Source organism: Lwoffella lincolnii (assembly GCF_002014765.1).
GTDB lineage: Bacteria > Pseudomonadota > Gammaproteobacteria > Pseudomonadales > Moraxellaceae > Psychrobacter > Psychrobacter lincolnii.
Window position 1 is genome coordinate 141,707 of sequence record NZ_MUYT01000001.1, and the last position, 19,469, is coordinate 161,175.

A 19,469-nucleotide genomic window follows, 5' to 3' on the forward strand; every position below is an offset into this window, starting at 1 on the left:
TAATAAGATAAAGTTGCATAGCATAGCGTAAATTAATAAAAAAAGCATGCTCAAATGGTCAATTTACCTAAAACAACCATGCTTGACATCATGATGTCATGTCAGGCAGTTTAAGCTGTCCCAAACTGTTGGCGTTTTTTGTTAAAAAACCGTTCCAACCGCTCTAAGGCTTCTTCTAAGTCATAAATATTAGGCAAAAAGACCACACGGAAATGGTCAGGTCTGTCCCAATTAAACCCCGTTCCTTGTACCATCAACACTTTTTCTTGCTCTAATAACTCCATCATCAGTTGCACATCATCTTTAATGGGATATACGTCCAAATCAAGCTTTGGAAAACAATAAAATGCCCCTTGTGGCATGGTGCAAGAAATGCCATCAATGGCGTTTAGTCGTTCGATTGCCAGCTGTCGTTGTTTATATAATCGCCCCACGTCGCATGTCAATGCTTGCATACTTTGATAACCACCCATGGCGGTTTGAATGGCATATTGTGCAGGCACGTTGGCACATAATCGCATGGACGATAGCATGTCTAAACCTTCAATAAAATCTTGGGCATGGTCTTTTTTGCCAGACAACATCAACCAGCCAGAACGAAAGCCTGCGATTCGATGCGATTTAGATAAGCCATTGTATGTCAGCACCAATACGTCTTTGGTTAGGGTACAAATGGGGTGGTGTTCGGCATCATCATAAAGCACCCTATCATAAATTTCATCAGCCATGAGCACCAAATCATGCTCTTTTGCCAGTTTGATGATTTGTTTGAGATTATCATCTGAATATAACGCCCCTGTGGGGTTATTGGGGTTAATGATGACAATGGCTCGAGTATGGTGGGTGATTTTACTTTTGATGTCCTCAAGATTGGGTTGCCAGTTGTTGTCTTCATCACAGCGATAATGCACCGCCTTACCCCCTGCCAAATGGGTGGCAGCGGTCCATAACGGATAATCAGGCATGGGGATGAGCACTTCATCATGGTCATCAAGTAAGGCCTGCATGGACATGACAATCAGCTCAGACACCCCATTACCCAGATAGACATCACGCACATCAACTGCCGACAGCAGTCCTTTGTTTTGATAATATTGCAAAATTGCCTTGCGAGCAGAAAAAATCCCTTGCGAATCAGAGTAACCTGTGGCTTTGTGTAAGTTGAATGCCACATCTTGTAAAATCTCTTGTGGGGCATCTAAGCCAAAAGGGGCAGGGTTGCCGACATTGAGCTTGATGATGCGATGACCGTCAGCTTCCATACGGTTGGCGGTCTTTAACAAAGGTCCTCTGATGTCATAGCAAACATTTTGTAGTTTTTTTGACTTTTTTAAAGATTTGTGTCTTGATTGTGTTGCATTCTTTACATCATGATTCATAAGATTGCCTGTTTGGTTGATTGTTTGGTTATCTGATTGATTGGCATGCTTTTTATTGTATTGCACTGATGGTCATCTGACAATCATTCATCTATATGACTGACCATCTATATGATTAACAGCACCTATCTCACCAACAGCTGACATAATATTTGATAATACACCGCTGCCAATTTACCCAAATCATTCACCTCAACCTTTTCATTGACCTGATGAATGGTGGCGTTACGCACTCCCAACTCAACCACTTGTGCTCCTGTGGGGGCAATAAAGCGTCCGTCAGACGTACCGCCAGCAGTGGACAGCTGTGTGTCTAATCCCAGCTCTGCTTTAATGGCGGCTTGGGTGGCAACAACCAGCTCACCTTTTGCGGTCAAAAACGGATTGCCAGACAATTGCCAATCTATGGCATATTGGGCGGTGCTGTTGGCAAAGTGTTTATCAAATATGGCGTGGGTTTGTTGTTTGAGTGCATCGACATTGGTTTTAGTAGAAAAACGAAAATTAAACACCGCTGTGAGCGTTTTAGGAATGACATTGTTAGCCCCTGTGCCAGCGTTAATGTTAGACAGCTGCATGCTGGTTGCTGGAAAATGGTCGTTGCCATTATCCCACTGAGTATGAATAAATTCATCTAAAGCAGCACTAAATTCGTGAATGGGATTGACTGCCAGATGTGGGTACGCCACATGTCCTTGTTTGCCTGTTACCGTTAGGACACCACCCAGCGAACCACGCCGTCCATTTTTAATCACATCACCCAAAACATCTGTGCTAGAAGGCTCACCAACCAAACAATAATCAATTTTTTCTTGTCGTGCTTCTAGCGTATCGATGACCTTGACTGTGCCATTTATCGAAGGTCCTTCTTCATCTGATGTTATCAGCATGGCAATAGAACCTTGATGATTTGGATAATCGTTGATGAATTTATCAGTTGCCACCACAAAAGCAGCAATGGCAGTTTTCATATCAGCTGCCCCACGTCCCCAAAGATGGCCATCTGCCAAAGTCGGCGTGAAGGGGTCAAATCGCCAGTTATCAACATCACCCGTAGGGACAACATCGGTATGCCCTGCAAAACAAAAAACAGGAGACGTCTGCCCACGGCGAAGCCATAAGTTTTTGACTTGGGCATGTTGCCCTGTTTGATTGGCATCACCAAAATGTAGATACTCAGCAACAAAACCGTGTGGTGCTAATTGTTGGCTGATAATCTCTTGGCAACCAACATCGTTTGGCGTAACAGATGGACGTGCCATTAAAGTTTGACTAAGTTTTAAGGTTGGCTCTTGTAATGCTTGTGCCAATTCGCTGGGTGTTTGTGTTTGAATGTGCATGTCATTGCCTGTTTATTAAAAAGCTGTCTATCAAAAAGCCTATTTGTTAAAAAAATTGAAGCTGATTCAGTGTGGTTTTTAAAAGGTGGTTTTTAAAAGAGATGGCGGACAAAAAATTAGCTTAGACAAAAGTCTAAGCTAATGCAATGATGGGCATGTTTCACTGTTGATGACATGCTGATTATGATGTGCTTATGACAAGCTTAAGCGTTGCCTTCGCTGGCTATCTGCTCTTGCTGTTGGCTTTGCATATAAGCTTGGTCAAAATTGACAGGAGCCAATAACAGTTGTGGGAAACTGCCACGAGTTACGATGTCGCTGATGACTTCACGAGCATAAGGGAACAGCACGTTAGGGCAGTAAGCACCCAATAGATGACCCATTTGCTCTTCAGGGATATTTTGAAGTAAGAAAATACCTGCTTGATGCACTTCAGCAATGAAAGCAGTTTCGTTGCCATTTTTGGCACTGACTGTTACGGTTAAGACAACTTGTTGATGTGACTCATCAAGTTGTTCTGCACTGGTTGATAAATTGATGTCAAGCTCTGGATTCCACTCTCTGGTAAAAACTTCTGCTCCAGGGACTTCTAAAGACATGTCTTTAACATAAATACGCTCTAGTGCCAATTGTGGTTGTGCTTGTTCTTCTGCCATGGTGTTCTCCTTAGTATGGAAATGGGCTTGAAAATGGGTTTAAATGTGAAAATGAGCTTATAAAAAGTGGGCTGATAAACGCTGATAAATAATGAAGCCAACAAAGATGACATCATAACAAATGCAATGACATCATACAAAAAATACAGTCTAACCTGCCAAAATGTCGTCCAGTTTGCCTTGTTGATTCAGTTTGTTTAATTCATTAAAACCACCGATAAAAGCATCACCAATAAAAATTTGTGGTACGGCGCGGTAGTTGTTGGTTTTTTTCATCAGTTCTTGACGCTCTGCACTGCTGATGTCGTACATGCTAATTTCTTCATAGTCCACACCTTTTAATTTTAATAGTTGTTTGGCGTTTGAGCAATAAGGACAAATGGGGGTGGTATAAACTTTTACTTGAGCAGTCATAAAAACTCCATTTTAAAAAAATGATGGATAACTTACCTTATGTTCTTAAGTTTATGGGGCAGTTGTCATAAAAAAACAAGGGGTACAAGGAATAGTAAGGCAGTTAATTTGTGGCGTTTAACGTTTTTTACCTATCGTTTTTTACTTAACGCTTTTTACCACCAACCAACGGCATGCCAGCTGCTTGCCAACCACCAATACCACCTTCTAGGCGATATGCACTCGGTTTATCAAGCATTTGCACCGCTGTTCCTGCTTGGATTCCCATGTCACACACCACCACGATGGGGGCTTCGATGGCACGTAATTCATCTAAGCGGTCTTTTAATTCGGTAAAAGGAATGTTGCGACTGCCTTGAATGTGACCTGTGTCAAATTTCTTTTTGGCACGGATATCGATGATTTGGGCATTTTGGTCATTTACCAAACTGCCCAATGCGTTGGCAGAGATTTTTTTGCCACTGCGTTTGCTGTCTATGCTAAACAGCATGATAGCCAATACCCCAAGCAACCCAAATAAAAAAGGATGGTTGCCCATAAATTCTAACCAACGTGACAAATTTACCTCCAAAAGGCATCATTAAAACCATGTTAAATAACAACAAAGTTAAATGTCAATGCGAAATGTTAAACATCAATGTGAAATAACAACGACCCAATGTTTGTCATTATACAGACAATACTCAGTCATTGCCAAGATTTAGCGTTGTTAAGAGGACCATTGGTAAGATTTCTTAATCAAGGTTTCTTAATCAAGATTACCTAATGGCTTTCATTTAGCATACGAGCCGCTTGCAACGCATAATAAGTCAAGATGCCATCTGCACCAGCACGGCGAAAACCGATGAGTGATTCTAAAATCACCGCTTCACTGAGCCAACCGTTGGCAATGGCAGCTTGGTGCATGGCGTATTCCCCTGAAACCTGATAGGCAAATGTTGGCACACCAAAGGTATTTTTGACCTCTCGGATTAAGTCCAGATAGGGTTGTCCTGGTTTGACCATGACCATATCTGCCCCTTCAGCAATGTCTAATGCCACTTCATGTAAGGCTTCTGAGCGGTTGCCAAAGTCCATTTGGTATTGTTTTTTGTGTCCGCCTTTTAGGTTGCCAGCACTGCCAACCGCATCACGAAAAGGACCATAATAGGCTGATGCGTATTTGGCGGAGTATGCCATGATGGCGGTATTGGCAAAACCTTCTTGTTCAAAGGCTTGACGAATTGCCAAAATCCGTCCGTCCATCATGTCACTCGGTGAGATGATGTCTGCACCAGCACGGGCATGGCTTAAGGCTTGTTTAACCAAAATTTCTACCGTCGTGTCATTTAGCACATAGCCTTGGGCATCAATCACGCCATCTTGTCCGTGAGTGGTGTAGGGGTCGAGCGCCACATCGGTCATCACCACCATGTCAGGCACGGCATCTTTTAGCGATTTGATGGCTCGGCACGCCAGACCATCATCATCATAAGCAGCATGTCCGTCCAAAGACTTATCTGCCACATCGATGACAGGGAACAAGTCCAATGTTGTTACCCCTTCATTGAGTAAGTCTTTGGCATGTTTTATCAATAAATCAATGCTTAACCGCTCTACCCCTGGCATGCTGGCAACAGGTTGGCGGACATGGTTACCTTCAATGACAAACACTGGAGCAATGAAGTGTTTGGGTAACAGCTCAACTTCTCGTATCATGGCGCGCACATGGTCATGCACACGCAAGCGACGTAGGCGGGTCAGTGGGTATTGACGATTAAAAACCAAATTCATGGGGTTACCTCGTTAACAATTTGCATTTGTTCTTGTTCTACTTGTTTTCGTTCTGCTGGTTCTTTGACAATTAAGCGGGCGACATCATCATGGCTTGCTACCCGAGCGGTACTGGCCGCTTCAGCCAGGGTGGCATCACGCCCCTGTGGGTCAATAAAAGTGAATAGATTGGCATCAGCAGGAGACGTTAAATTGACAGGCACATCAATACTTGCTCCACCTCCCAACGCTTGATATAGCTGTATTTGGCTGATGACTTTGGCTTGCTCAAGCTGTAGCAAGCTTTGTTGGTTGGCAAACTGTGACCGCTGAGCGTCTAATACCGTCAGATAATTATCCAGCCCTGCTTTATATCGGGCATTGGCAATGTCATATGTTTCGTTAAAATTATCTTGTAACCGATACTGTGATTTGAGCTGTTTGTCCAGAACGGCTCTGTCTGCCAGCACATCGTTGACTTCCTTAAAGGCAGTCTGAATGGTTTTTTCATAGCTGGCAAGGGCTTGCTGTTGCTGAATTTTACTGACTTGGTAATTGGCGTTTAATGCCCCTGCATCAAAGATGGGCAGGCTAATTGAAGGTGAAAAACCCCAACTGACGCTTGATGAATCGAACAAATCATCAAGCTTGGGACTGGCAACACCGACATTGGTTGATAAGGTGATGCGTGGAAAAAAAGCAGCACGGGCAGCGGCGATGTTTGCACCAGCGGCCTTTAAGGTGAACTCTGCTTGTAAAATGTCTGGGCGGTAGTGTAACAGCTCACTGGGTAGGCCTGTGTTAAATATCTGTGGGCTGACCACATCTTGCACACCAGCTGGTGGCAACAGCTCATTAGCAATGGGCATGCCAATCAAAAGTTGTAAGGCGTTACGGATTTTTAGGATTTGGTTTTGGGCTTGATAGATGGCAAGTTTGGCACTTTCTAATGCCGCATCAGCCTGTAGTGATGGCGATTTGGCGTCCACCCCAGCGTTAAAACGGGCTTGGGTGATGCGTAAAGACTCTGCTCGAGTGCTGGCGGTGGCTTCTGCCAGTTGCAATTGAGCCAGTGCATAGCTCAAATTGACATACGTCTGTGCCACGTTACTGATTAGGATAATTTGGGCATTGTCTTGCCCTGCACTGCTGGCAAAGTATCTTTGTAGCGCCTGTTCTTGAAGATTGTGAATGCGTCCCCAAAAATCAAGCTCATAGTTTGATGCTGATAATCCCACACTAAAACGGTCAGACGGATTTTTATCAACAGCATGATTGGCCCCACGATTATGGTTGGCGTTAAAATTTAATGTGGGAATGTCTTCAAGCTCAGATATCTGATATTGAGCCTTGGCAAGCTTGACGTTTAGCATGGCTTGCTGTAAATCTTTGTTATTTTGTAATGCTAAGGCGATGAGTGCCTTAAGGCGTTCATCAGCATAAAATTGTTGCCATCTGGACGTGGCAATACTCGGTTGGGTATGGGTACTTAAGGTGCTGTTATCATACACACCATAAGGAGCATCAATGGGAATCAATGGCTGAGCAAGTACCATGGACGTGGCAGGCTCGGTAGGGGGAATGGTGGTACAAGCTGATACCCCCATAACACCCAAAGCAAGGGCAAGCTTAAGCTGGCTAAATGGCGGTTGACATGATGGTGGTTTATAAAGCTGTTGAAATGGGTGGTCATATTGACATGAACGCAAATGTATTGACATGATAAAAACTTCTTTTTTTATTAATCATTGATTCAAAAGGTGTGTTTGGCTGATGACAGAAAAATAAGCGTTTGGCTTAATTTAACCGAGCCATCGCCATGTGCGTCAAGTCCATTAAGCCTTGACGGTAGCGATTGTCAGGTAAAGATTGCAACGCATCTAGGGCATGTTGACTCTCGTATAAAGCCTTGTCCTTACAATACGCCAACGCTCCAGACTCTTGCACCAAACGGATAAGGGCTTGGCTGTTATCGGTTCTGCCTGTCTGTATGGCAATGCGAAGCAAATCATAATCTGCATGACCAGCTTGTTTGAGAAACTCTAATGCTTTAATGGTTGGTAAAGTGGGTTTGCCTTCACTTAAATCATCACCCAAATTTTTACCCATAACCTCAGCATCACCACCATAGTCCAACACATCATCAATGATTTGAAAGGCATTACCAAAGTGCTGTCCAAAATCAGACAAAGCTTGCAAATACTGCTCTTGACCATGCAACAATGCTGCCCCTTGTGTTGCCATCATAAACAGCCGTGATGTCTTGCCATCGATGATGTTCATATAATCAGACTCAGTGGCATTTGGGTTGTGTTGATGCTGAAGTTGCAATACCTCACCTTCAGCAATGTCACAAGTGCCATCAGAAAACAACTTAAGTAAGGGTAAAGAACCAAAACCAACCAATAAATTAAACGAACGAGCAATCAGATAATCACCAACCAATACTGCTGTGGGATTGTCCCATGTGGCATTGGCAGTGGGCTTGCCTCGTCTTAGTCTTGACTCATCAACCACATCATCATGCACCAGTGTGGCGGTGTGCAACATTTCGGTAATGGCAGCCAAGTGCATGGCAGGCTTATGGGGCTTATCACACATCATACGAGAGCAAAGCAAGGTAATCAAAGGACGCATACGCTTGCCACCAGCATTGATGACATGTCCTGACACTGCCATGACCAGTTTAACTTTGGAATTTAAGCCACTAAATACTTGCTTGTCCATAAAAGCAAAATCATCAGCAACGATGGACTGAATATCGGCATAGTTTTTGATGGCGTTGATGTTCATTGGATTGGCGGGGGTTGATGACATGGCAATCTCAAACTTATCTCAAACTTAAAAACAGTCAAAAAAGACATCAATAAGGACACAAATAAAGGTAGCATTCTACCGTAACTGGCAGGCAATGACCAGTTATTAAAGGTCTGATGCAGATAACTTTATACAGAAAGCAGACAGTAAAAGATGATAAAGGTCGCTTGTGAAATAAGCCGCCATAAAATAAAGGCACAGATTAAAAATAATGTCGTATTTGCTTGATTTTAAGACAAAAAATCAGTAAAATTTTTCATTCAAATTTTTCCTTGTCGTGTCCGTTATAGAAGCGTTGTCATCGGGGCAACCACGGCACTCAGGTTAAACTGGAGTCAAAACATGTACGCAGTGATTAAAAGTGGTGGTAAACAGCATCGTGTCAGCGTTGATGAAACGTTAAAAGTTGAACTGTTAAAAGGGGCCGAAGTCGGTAGTACTTTAACCATCGATGAGGTGTTGATGGTGGTTAATGGCGAAGACATTAAAATCGGTCAACCATTGGTATCAGGTGCAACAGTTGAAGCTGAAGTGATTGAGCATGGTCGTGGTGAAAAAATCCGCATCGTCAAGCATAAGCGTCGCAAGCACTACCACAAAGAGCAAGGTCATCGCCAATGGTACACCAAGTTGAAAATCAAAGCGATTAATGGCTAATAACAGACAATAAGTTCAATTTTTTACGATTAACCATCAATTAACCATATTGGAGAAAATCTCATGGCACATAAAAAAGCGGCAGGTTCGACTCGTAACGGACGTGACTCTAACCCTAAATATTTGGGTGTTAAAAAATTTGGTGGTGAGCAAGTGGTTGCTGGCAATATCATCGTGCGTCAGCGTGGTACAGAGTTTCATGCTGGAGAAGGCGTTGGCATGGGTCGAGACCACACACTATTTGCCTTAACAGATGGTGCAGTTAAGTTTGAAAGGCGAGGTGAGTTTAATCGTCGTTATGTTTCTATCGAAGCTTAATACTTAGAAGCTTAATACTTAATAGAAGCTTAATTTATCAAAACTTAATTCATGACAGTTGATTAAGGTCATTTTTTAAGACAATCTGATAAAAGACCCCACATTTGGGGTCTTTTTTTGTGCTTATTTTGTGTTTGGGTTTTTACATTTAGCCAATTTGTCATCTTACGTTACAATCGTGTTGTGTTGGTTGCAAAATTGGTCTAGGCAAGCAATATAAAACAAGTAATATGATATTAATATTCTATAATATATAGAAACTGGCTAACAGCAAAAGTGATGGGTTCACACTCACATCTCTGATACATTCATTCACCGTTATTAATGATACATTCATTTAGATAACATCTCATTTAACATTCACACATTCATACATTCACGGAGTTATTATGTCTTTGAATACTTTATCAATAAAAACCCCATTAATAAAAACATCATCAATATCAATCAAAAAATTGGCATTGTCTGCTATTGCCATCACAAGCATGGTAATCGGTTATCCTGCCATGGCAAATGCTGATGCAGATGACAGCAACACCGCTGCCGCCAAAGCATTAAACAGCCATTTAGCAAATACCAAAACCATGATGGCCCATTTTACTCAAACCACATCAGGCAACAGTAAATCACTGTCAGCAGGCAAATTCTCTGGTAGCATGAGCATCAAACGCCCTAATAAATTCCGTTGGGAAACCAAAAGCCCATCAGAACAACTGGTTGTTGCTAATGGCAGTTATTTATGGATTTATGACAAAGATTTGGCACAAGCCACCAAACAAAACGTAGATAGCCAAATTGGGAATACCCCAGCACTGCTGTTATCAGGCGACCCTGCCAAAATTGCTGATAATTTCACCATCACCCAACCTGTCGATGGTAAAAACTACTTTAAGTTGACCCCAAAATCAGACAATGCCAGCTTTAAGGACATGACCATCAGCTTTAGTGGTGGCAAACCGACCATGATGGTATTAAATGATAATCTTGGCCAAACCACCAAAATCACCTTTAGTGGTGTGTTGTTAAACAGCAAAGTGGGCGATGGTTTGTTTAATTTTACGCCACCCAAAGACGTAGATGTGATTAGCCAATAGTCATCATAACCACTCATCATAACCACAAATACGCTCATCAAAATACGCTCAACAAGTGCATTATCTGGTCAAAAAACATTTGGGTAAAAAAACGTCATTTATGCGTTGGTGGCTAGTAATTTATCCATAAAATCGGTTATATTAGCCAGCCATAAAACTGCCTAAAATAAAGATGTTTGACTGATGAAATGGCAGTGTCAGGTTGGGATTAAGATAGGTGCGCATGATGGCAATGATGTCGGCAGGGGCTTGGTCAGCGTTGGTCTATATGGTGGCAGCCGTTGGTTTGGTTGTGTTTATGCTGGTCGTTCCTAGGTTGTTGGGTGGACGCTCAAGCGGTCGTCAAAAAGAAGAGACATTTGAGGCGGGGGTTGTCGGTGCTGGCAACGCCCGCCTGCGTTTGTCTGCCAAATTTTACCTTGTGGCGATTTTCTTTGTTATCTTTGACTTAGAAGCATTATTTTTATATGCCTATGCGGTGAGTGTGCGTGAAGTGGGTTGGGTGGGGTTTGCCAGTGCTTTTGTCTTTATTGCCATTTTATTTGTGGGGCTTGTCTATGAGATGCACCTTGGTGCGATGAACTGGGCACCTGCCGATAAACGCATTAAGAAAAAACGCATTGATAAGCGTCCTGCCGACTTTGATTTGACCGCCATTACCGCTTTTCATGGCATTGATGAACTGCACACCGACCCCACAGGAAAAGTCCCTGCCCAGTCATCAGGGCGGATTTTTGCAGGGCGTAAAGGCTTACAAGCGGTGCTTGACAAGGATAGCGAACAAATGGCAAACATTGACCACATTAATACCACAGGTCGTGTTACCACCCAAGATTTTAATTCATAATAGCATTACCAATTGATTGACAGTGTTTGTTGGTATGGGTGATTTTTAAGTGATAAGGAAGGCTCATGATAATAAAAGGGCATAAAATTGATTGGACATTTGCCATGCTTGCCATGACTTTTATAATGGCAGCGATTGTTTCTAATAATTTTGCATTCATGGGCGGAGTGATTATTTGCTTGATTTTTGGTATCAAGACAATAAAAAACAATTCTGGTCATTAAGACAGTGGAGCAGATGGCGATGATAAATCAAGAATTAAAATCTGATTTGCAACCCTAAAACAGTCATTTGGATAAATCCAAAACCAAATCTAAAATAACGCCAGTTTATTAACCAGCAAATAAGACCTATTATGAAATATACCCTAACTCGCCCAAACATGGATATTGCCATCAATGGAAGTGGTCAATATCCCCACGCCACACGTCAAGTGGTAGATGATATCACCCAAGCCGAGGTGGATAAAAATGTTTTTTTGGGCAGATTGTCCGATTTGACACACAATCTTGCCAACTGGGGACGCAAAAACTCCTTATGGCCTTTTAACTTTGGCACAAGCTGTTGTTATGTGGAGTACGCCACGACCTTGACAGGCGTGCATGATTTGTCTCGTTTTGGGGCGGAGGTCATTCGTGCGTCTCCTCGCCAAGCTGATGTGATGATAGTGGCGGGGACTTGTTTTGTTAAAATGGCACCCGTGATACTCAGGCTGTATGAACAAATGCTAGAACCCAAGTGGGTCATCTCCATGGGGGCGTGTGCCAATTCTGGCGGCATGTACGACATTTATTCGGTGGTACAGGGGGTGGATAAAATCTTGCCTGTGGATGTGTATGTTCCCGGGTGTCCGCCACGCCCTGAAGCACTCATCCAAGCCATCATGCTATTACAAGAGAGCATTCAAAAAGAACGCCGTCCACTGGGCATTCATCTTGACCAAGGGGTGTATCAGCCGATGATGATGCCAGAGCGAGATAGAAAACAAGCTGACCGCATTGCGGTAAAAAATTTAAGAAGTCCTGATGGGGTGGAGTGATATTCGTATCCTACGATGTTTGTGATTTATTGTGTCATTGGATTTTAGAAATTAACTTTACAGTCATAATAGAATGAGGATTTATTAATGAATGGTATTGTGTATACTCAGTCTGAAATAGCCAAAATGCAAGGTTGGTTAGGCGATATGGGGAGACAAATTTTAGGAAGATTTAATAGTGATAATGCAAAACAAAAAGCATTGTTTCCATGTCTATTTGCTCGCAAGGCATTTGCCCAAGGCATGGTAAAATTTTTACCAATAGTTTATATGCAGGATAAGGCACAATATGATTTAGAGTGTTTTGCACAAGGTTTGAAAAATTACCTAGAATTAGCGATATCAGCTTGGGACGGAAAATTCAATACAGCCTACCCATTGTTGGTTGTGTTTGAACCTGTGCAAGGATATAGTCAAACCAAAGACTATCAAGATATCTTTGTCCAAGCCCTGCAATACTTGATTGATAATGATGAAAAATCTTGGGTAGGAGAAATTCCGTTTAATCCAAATCAAGAGTTTTGGACAATGTGTTTTCATGGAGTGCAAATTTTTATTAATGTTAGCCATCCAAACCATCATTTAAGATTAAGTAGAAACCTGTGTGATACTTTGATTTTGGTTATTAACCCAAGAGAGCGTTTTGATGTGTTTGCAGGAGATAATGAAGCTGGGTATGCCATTAGGGAACAAATAAGAAAAAATATAGATAATTATGATTTAATTCCTAGAAGTCCTTTACTTGGTCATTATCAACTTGGAGAGTTGGAATGGGTTCAATATATGTTGCCTGTTACAAATGATGAAAAATCCATGCAATGCCCACTTTCTTTTGAAAGATACTATAAGAAATAAAATGGAAAATAAATACTATGGATTTAAGAAAATTCTACGGTGCTTTGATTGTTTTTTATTTTAGTGATATGGCATTGCTGATTATGGTAATTTGGTTGTCTTATCAGACAACCAAAAACCCTTTAATTCTTGGATTGATATTATGTATTAGCACAATCATTCCTTTTTTACTAAAAAGAATTTCTAAAATTAATTTGCTGTCTCTGTCTATCCATAATTTAATGCTTTCACGCATTTTATTTTATTCCATTATTTTTATTTTGTCAGCACTTAATCCATCAATATATGGTTTTATTGGTCTTGCATTAATATCTGGATTATTGGGAGTTAGCATACTAAGTAATTATGAGACTTACAATAATCATCTTGTTGTTAATAACATTGTTTCTGCAAATAAGGCATCAAGATATATGCAAACCGTTATACAGATTGGTGCATTTGGTGGGGCAATGATAGGAGGAATGCTATTAAATTATTTATCTTTTTTTTATTCAATGGCAAGTATTGTTTTAGTAGATATTGTTTTTGCCATTATTTTTATGATGTGGGCAAAAGATGGGTACTTTGCTCAAATAAAAATCGAAGAGAATAACAACAAACAAACTGTTAGTCAACTTTATTTTTTAGATAAAAAACAAATTTATTTGTTATGCTTTATATTAGGGTTTGTTGGTATTCATATTGTTAGTTTTAATTTAACGACACCAATTATATTTCAAGAAGTTAAACAATGGACTGCCCAAGATTTTGGTTTATCCAGTGCTTTTGCTGGTGTGGGAGCTTTTTGTGCAGTTTTTCCAAAAAGTAATGCCAAATATTGTTTGGTAATGGCAATATGTTTAATTTTTGCTGATTTAATATTTGTTACATCAAATATTAAGATGTTATCACTGGCTGTATGTTTTTTTATCGGATTTTTTATTAATAGCATCAGGATACTGGTCAGAGAAAAGTTATCTTTATTGGCACAAAATACAGAACAAGCTGCTTTTATTGGTCAAATTAGTGCAGTATTTTATACCATATTTCAGGCAGGTGCTAGTTTAATATTTGGTTATATATTAGCCAGCACATATCATGTCAATGTTGCTCAAATATTCTTACCATTAGTGGCATTGATTATTTTTGTGTTATATGTAAATAAATTTTTTATCAGTAGAACTTCCACCAACACATAATTTATGGCTAAATTTAAAAATTTTTATTAAAAGTCCAGTTGATAAAAATCATGATTTATTAGGAGTATGGTTTATGGATAAAGGTAAAATTTTAATTGTAGACCCTTTTTCTACTGGTACATTATATGCAGAAAAATTTCATAAGCTAGGCTATCAATGCTATGCGGTACTTGCTAATGATGATATGAATATGGACTATTTTAGTTTTGATGGTACTTATTTTATCAATAAGATGATTTACTCGGTGCAAGAATGTAAGGAAAAATTTTGTAGAGATGAAATCTTAGCGGTGGTTATTGGTGCAGAAACAGGCGTACTCATTGGTGAGCAACTGGCAGAATATTTTGGGGTGGCAGGAAATTCTGTGCGTAGTGGCTTAAAACGAAGAGATAAATTTATAATGCAAAATGCTTTAAAAGAAAGTGGTTTAAGGCATATAAAAAGCCAGCTTATCAATGCTGGCAGTGAATATTTTTTTGATAGTAAAAATGGTTATATTATTAAGCCTGTTAATTCAGCAGGCAGTGATGGTGTGATGTTTTTTGAAAATAAAAAAACGCTGTCTAATTATATAAAAAATATTAACTGGGAAAAGATTAATGCGTTGGGAATAAAGAATGATGGTTATATTTTACAATCATTTGAAACTGGTGATGAATTTGTTGTGGATATGATTGTACAAGATGATAATATTTTTATTTGTAGTTTATGTGTTTATAAAAAAGGTCATCACAATGGCAGTAAGTTTGTTTATGAAAATATGCAGATGTTAGATATTGAAAATAAAGAATATCAAGCCATCATTCAATATGCAATACAGTGTATAAAAGCATTGGAAGTTAAATTTGGAGCGGTACATATGGAGTTATTGGCAAAATCAAGTACCGATGGATATGTCAATCCAGTAATGATTGAAATGGGGGCAAGACTGCACGGAGGAGTTGCCCCCATCATCTTTGAAAAATGCTACAAACCGAACTTACTTGAATTGAGTGTGGCAAATTATTTAAAACAAGATTTGAAAAATTTTTATGAAACAATAAAAGGTGATGTATTTTATTCAAAAATTTTAAATAAAGCCAAAGTGGTATTTTTGATTAATCATAAAAAGAAAAGTAAATTAGATAAGACGGTATTTCTATCAAAAATTAAAAATTTACCTAGTTTTTATGAGGTAAAAATTATTAATAATGATATATTGCCTATAACAGTAGACTTATTAACTTGTCCTGTTTTGGTGTGTCTGGTTGGAGAAACATCTGATATTGATGAGTCTAAATTAAGAATAATGTTTAATGAGAGTATTTGTTGATTTATATTATTGATAATTTCATCTCATCATATTTTAATGCAAGATGATGAGTATCGCTTCATAAATGAAAGATTTGGTGGAATTTTTGTTTCTGGTAATAAAAACCCCTCTATGTGGCAACAATTATGGAGAAGGGAATATGTCTAAAATTATGCTGGGGGTTTTATTGGCATTATCAGCTGCTGCTCTTAATGCGTCCATTGGGATATTTAGTAAGGTTTTGCTGCAAAATGGCTTAATTCCACAAGACATTGCTTTTTTTAAGACGGTTTGTGCTTTTGTGATATTAAGTTTTATTTTAATTAACAAGCCATTATCGGTACAAAAAAAAGAGATTGTCAATGCTGAAATAACATCGGATTTAAATTGGTTAAATCTACTGACCAAAATAGTCATCTGTGCATTTTTAGGTATTTTTGTGCTATTTTTCTTTGAAACAACCGCTTATCAATACGGTTTTGCATCAAATGTTGTGGTTGTTTTAATGGCTTCTGCTTCTGTTTTTGCGTTATTATTTGGAAGAATGTTATTAAATGAGAAACTAACAATTGCTGCTATTTTGGGGACATTGTTGGCAATTGTTGGAATATTCTTGATATCTTGGTCTGGTGGCAGTAATTTAACCATGTTGCTAAATGCAATCATTGCAGGTAGTGGCTATGGTGTGTTTTCAGTTTTGGTAAAAAAATTCTCGTTAAATGGTGGGATTTATTTAACAAGATTATTTATGATGTTTGGTGGTGTGTATTTGTTTTTTCCCTATTTAAATAACAGACATCATATTGATTGGAATGCTTTGATTGTGATGAATGTATTGGCATTGGCTCTACTGCCTACCATATTGGGATTTTATTGTACAACTAAGGCTTTAAATTATTTGACAGCAGCAAAAGTGCAGGTAACTGAATTATCTGAGCCTATTTTTGCGGTTGTGATGGCTTGGGTATTTTTACATGAATTACCAACCCATCAGTTTTTTGTTGGGGCAATTTTTATTGTCATGGGCATTGTTCTGATTAACCAAATGCACCAAGGTTTATTATCCCAAATAGGCAAACAAATGAGCAAATAAATTCATTGGTAAAGGCAAATATCAGGTTTATTAGGTTTGATAAATGAACAAACGCAAATATAAAAAGTTGGCATTATGAGCATTCACCACATTCACGATTTTGATGTTTTAAATCAGCTAAACGCTAAGTTTGAAAATCTTGTTATCCAAGAAACGGCAGACGCCATACCAACCATTTGGGTGGCTTGTGATGAGCTGCTTGATGTTTTGCTGTTTTTACGCACATTGCCCAAGCCCTTTGTTATGCTTGTGGATTTGTCCGCCATTGATGAGCGTTTGCGTCAGTACCGCCATGGCTTGCCTGACAGCGATTTTACGGTGTTTTATCATCTGATGAGCTTGGAGCGAAATTCAGACATTCGCATTAAGGTTGCTTTAAAAGAAGGTGAGCATGTTCCATCTGCGACCAAGATTTATCCCAATGCCAACTGGTATGAGCGTGAGGTGTGGGACATGTTTGGGGTGGTGTTTGATGGGCATCCGCACCTGACACGCATTTTATTGCCCAAATATTGGGAGGGACACCCATTACGCAAAGAATATCACGCACGAGCCACCGAATTTACGCCCTATTTTTTAAACACCGCCAAACAAGAGTTTGAGCAAGAGAACTTACGCTTTGTGCCAGAAGAGTGGGGCATGAAACGCTCTGGGCGTGATGAGGATTTTATGTTTTTAAACATCGGGCCAAACCACCCATCTGCTCATGGGGCGTTTCGTTTGGTGTTGCAGCTTGATGGTGAGGAGATTGTGGATTGTATCCCTGACATTGGCTATCATCACCGTGGGGCGGAGAAGATGGCGGAGCGTCAGACTTGGCATTCGTTCATTCCTTATACCGACCGCATTGATTATTTGGGTGGGGTGATGAATGAGCTGCCTTACATCATGGCGGTGGAGAAACTGGCAGGCATTAGCACCCCTGAGCGTGCCAATGTCATTCGCATTATGATGAGTGAGTTTTTTAGGATTACCAATAACCTGCTTTATTGGGGTACATTTATCCAAGACGCTGGTGGCATGACCCCTGTGTTTTATATGTTTGCTGACCGTCAAAAGGCGTATGATGTCATAGAAGCGGTAACAGGCTATCGCATGCACCCTGCGTGGTTTCGGATAGGCGGTACGGCTCACGATTTGCCAAATGGCTGGCAGCGGTTGGTGCGTGAATTTTTGGACTGGATGCCAAAACGCCTTGATGAATATGTCAAGGCAACCATGACCAATAGTGTGCTAAAAGGACGCACGCAAAATGTCGCCCAATATGATGCCAAACATGCCCTAGCATGGGGCGTAACAGGGGCAGGACTAAGGGCGACGGGCATTGAGTTTGATTTGCGTAAAGCGAGACCGTATTTGGGTTATGAAAACTTTGAGTTTGATATTCCAGTGTTTTATAACGGCGATGCTTATGACCGCTGTTTGGTCAAAATTGAAGAGATTCGCCAAAGTCTACGCATCATTGAACAATGCCTAAATAACATGCCATCTGGGGCATATAAGGCTGACCACCCATTGGCTGTGCCACCACCAAAAGAGCGTACCTTACAAGACATTGAAACGCTGATTAACCATTTTGTATCAGTATCATGGGGACCTGTCATGCCAGCAGGAGAGTCGGCGTGCATGGTAGAGGGGGTTAAGGGGCTTAACAGCTATTATGTCATATCCGATAAATCCACCATGAGCTATCGCACACGCATTCGCACGCCAACCTTTGCCCATTTGCAACAGATGCCCAGCGTGATTAACGGCTCTTTGGTGTCTGATGCGATTATTTATTTGGCAAGCATTGATATTGTGATGGCGGATTGTGATAGGTAACTGCCTTTTCGTCAAAGATTGATGGTGATTTAAAAATTGCTCTAAGAGTTATTAAAATGGGCATTTATAAAGGACGGTCATGCAAGAAATAATACAATCTATTGTTTTTATTGCTGCCGCCATACTGCACGGAATTACAGGCATGGGGTTTCCGATGCTCGGTACAACCGCATTGGCTTTTATCATGCCATTGTCTAAGGTTGTTGCCTTGGTGGCATTACCAAGCCTGTTAATGAGCTTGTTGGTTCTATGTAGTAATAACAAAAAGGGTTTTTACCAAGAGATTGTTTATTATTTAAAAACCTATAAATTGCTTGCTATTGGTAGTGTCGTTGGCAGCATTTTGGGGGTAAAGCTGCTTTTGATACTTCCAGTGTCTTGGCTGTTTTTACTGATGGCAATCATTACATTGTATTATTCTGTCAATGGCATTTTAAATGTATGTGCAAAAGCAAAAAATATTCAAGTGGTTGCCAATAATAAGAATATGGTTCTGTTTGGGTTTTTGGCAGGCATTATTGGTGGTTCAACCAATGCCATGTCCCCCATATTGTTAATATTTTTGCTGAGTGAAACAGAGAATAAAAATCGCATCGCAAAAGCAAGCAATCTATGCTATCTTTTGGCGAAAATTGTTCAAATATATATGCTAAAAGACCAGTATTGGTTATTAAATAAGAGTGAATACGGTTTAATATTTTTACTGTCCGTATTGTCTATTATTGGATTGTATGTTGGCATTTGGTTAAGAGCTAAGATTAGCCCAAATTTTTTTAAAATGTTAATTTTTATTGTTTTATTGGTATTGGCTCTAAAAATTGGGCATTCAGGTTTGATTAAACTTTAATTCATTATTAAATGCCTTAACTCATTATTAAATATCGTTATTAAATCATTGGCACAATGTTTTAGAAT

20 protein-coding genes are annotated in these 19,469 nt (G+C 40.0%); 12 read left to right on the plus strand and 8 right to left on the minus strand.

Features of this window, described 5'->3' with window-relative positions:
* Positions 1-110 precede the first annotated feature (110 nt).
* The 8 genes from B0682_RS00725 to B0682_RS00760 form a co-directional block, all read right to left on the minus strand.
* On the minus strand, positions 111-1,400 hold the full coding sequence (locus tag B0682_RS00725) for an aminotransferase class I/II-fold pyridoxal phosphate-dependent enzyme (RefSeq protein ID WP_420845494.1): 1,290 nt from the start codon (positions 1,398-1,400) through the stop codon (positions 111-113).
* A 104-nt stretch (positions 1,401-1,504) separates the two neighbouring features.
* Positions 1,505-2,719, minus strand: a complete 1,215-nt coding sequence (gene dapE / locus B0682_RS00730; RefSeq protein WP_078306188.1) for a succinyl-diaminopimelate desuccinylase — start codon at positions 2,717-2,719, stop codon at positions 1,505-1,507.
* 203 nt (positions 2,720-2,922) lie between these two features.
* Positions 2,923-3,375: a protein-export chaperone SecB gene (gene secB / locus B0682_RS00735; RefSeq protein ID WP_078306189.1), complete on the minus strand. Its 453-nt coding sequence runs from the start codon at positions 3,373-3,375 to the stop codon at positions 2,923-2,925.
* A 150-nt stretch (positions 3,376-3,525) separates the two neighbouring features.
* Complete coding sequence (gene grxC, locus B0682_RS00740; RefSeq protein ID WP_078306190.1) at positions 3,526-3,789, minus strand: glutaredoxin 3; 264 nt, start codon at positions 3,787-3,789, stop codon at positions 3,526-3,528.
* 145 nt (positions 3,790-3,934) lie between these two features.
* Positions 3,935-4,348: a rhodanese-like domain-containing protein gene (locus B0682_RS00745; protein WP_078306304.1), complete on the minus strand. Its 414-nt coding sequence runs from the start codon at positions 4,346-4,348 to the stop codon at positions 3,935-3,937.
* 203 nt (positions 4,349-4,551) lie between these two features.
* A complete protein-coding gene (hemB, locus tag B0682_RS00750; RefSeq protein WP_078306191.1) occupies positions 4,552-5,562 on the minus strand; it encodes a porphobilinogen synthase in 1,011 nt (336 codons plus the stop codon).
* A complete protein-coding gene (locus B0682_RS00755; protein ID WP_078306192.1) occupies positions 5,559-7,262 on the minus strand; it encodes an efflux transporter outer membrane subunit in 1,704 nt (567 codons plus the stop codon). The genes hemB and B0682_RS00755 overlap by 4 nt, the downstream gene beginning before the upstream one ends.
* A gap of 76 nt (positions 7,263-7,338) precedes the next feature.
* Positions 7,339-8,358, minus strand: a complete 1,020-nt coding sequence (locus B0682_RS00760; protein ID WP_078306193.1) for a polyprenyl synthetase family protein — start codon at positions 8,356-8,358, stop codon at positions 7,339-7,341.
* 342 nt (positions 8,359-8,700) lie between these two features.
* Here B0682_RS00760 and rplU point away from each other — a divergent pair, with 342 nt between their 5' ends.
* The 12 genes from rplU to B0682_RS00815 all read left to right on the plus strand — a co-directional run bounded on the left by rplU (position 8,701) and on the right by B0682_RS00815 (position 19,401).
* Positions 8,701-9,015 carry a 50S ribosomal protein L21 gene (rplU, locus tag B0682_RS00765; RefSeq protein ID WP_078306194.1) on the plus strand — a complete coding sequence of 105 codons (315 nt, stop codon included), beginning with the start codon at positions 8,701-8,703 and terminating at the stop codon, positions 9,013-9,015.
* Between the two features lie 63 nt (positions 9,016-9,078).
* A complete protein-coding gene (gene rpmA, locus B0682_RS00770; RefSeq protein ID WP_078306195.1) occupies positions 9,079-9,333 on the plus strand; it encodes a 50S ribosomal protein L27 in 255 nt (84 codons plus the stop codon).
* 389 nt (positions 9,334-9,722) lie between these two features.
* Positions 9,723-10,427, plus strand: coding sequence for an outer membrane lipoprotein periplasmic chaperone LolA (gene lolA, locus B0682_RS00775; protein WP_078306196.1), 705 nt, complete (start codon positions 9,723-9,725; stop codon positions 10,425-10,427).
* Between the two features lie 235 nt (positions 10,428-10,662).
* Positions 10,663-11,274, plus strand: coding sequence for an NADH-quinone oxidoreductase subunit A (gene ndhC, locus B0682_RS00780; RefSeq protein ID WP_078306305.1), 612 nt, complete (start codon positions 10,663-10,665; stop codon positions 11,272-11,274).
* A 65-nt stretch (positions 11,275-11,339) separates the two neighbouring features.
* Positions 11,340-11,498 carry a hypothetical protein gene (locus B0682_RS09535; protein WP_169832895.1) on the plus strand — a complete coding sequence of 53 codons (159 nt, stop codon included), beginning with the start codon at positions 11,340-11,342 and terminating at the stop codon, positions 11,496-11,498.
* Between the two features lie 131 nt (positions 11,499-11,629).
* Positions 11,630-12,313 (plus strand): NADH-quinone oxidoreductase subunit B, encoded by a 684-nt coding sequence (locus B0682_RS00785; RefSeq protein ID WP_078306197.1) that lies wholly within the window; start codon positions 11,630-11,632, stop codon positions 12,311-12,313.
* A gap of 87 nt (positions 12,314-12,400) precedes the next feature.
* Positions 12,401-13,168 carry a YqcI/YcgG family protein gene (locus tag B0682_RS00790; RefSeq protein WP_078306198.1) on the plus strand — a complete coding sequence of 256 codons (768 nt, stop codon included), beginning with the start codon at positions 12,401-12,403 and terminating at the stop codon, positions 13,166-13,168.
* A gap of 17 nt (positions 13,169-13,185) precedes the next feature.
* On the plus strand, positions 13,186-14,346 hold the full coding sequence (locus B0682_RS00795) for an MFS transporter (protein WP_078306199.1): 1,161 nt from the start codon (positions 13,186-13,188) through the stop codon (positions 14,344-14,346).
* 73 nt (positions 14,347-14,419) lie between these two features.
* Complete coding sequence (locus B0682_RS00800) at positions 14,420-15,658, plus strand: ATP-grasp domain-containing protein (RefSeq protein ID WP_078306200.1); 1,239 nt, start codon at positions 14,420-14,422, stop codon at positions 15,656-15,658.
* Positions 15,659-15,797: 139 nt separating this feature from the next.
* Positions 15,798-16,730, plus strand: a complete 933-nt coding sequence (locus tag B0682_RS00805) for a DMT family transporter (protein WP_078306306.1) — start codon at positions 15,798-15,800, stop codon at positions 16,728-16,730.
* 75 nt (positions 16,731-16,805) lie between these two features.
* Complete coding sequence (gene nuoC / locus B0682_RS00810) at positions 16,806-18,554, plus strand: NADH-quinone oxidoreductase subunit C/D (RefSeq protein WP_078306201.1); 1,749 nt, start codon at positions 16,806-16,808, stop codon at positions 18,552-18,554.
* A 79-nt stretch (positions 18,555-18,633) separates the two neighbouring features.
* The gene (locus tag B0682_RS00815) at positions 18,634-19,401 is read left to right on the plus strand and encodes a sulfite exporter TauE/SafE family protein (RefSeq protein WP_078306202.1); all 768 of its coding nucleotides are present in this window, start codon (positions 18,634-18,636) and stop codon (positions 19,399-19,401) included.
* Positions 19,402-19,469 lie beyond the last annotated feature (68 nt).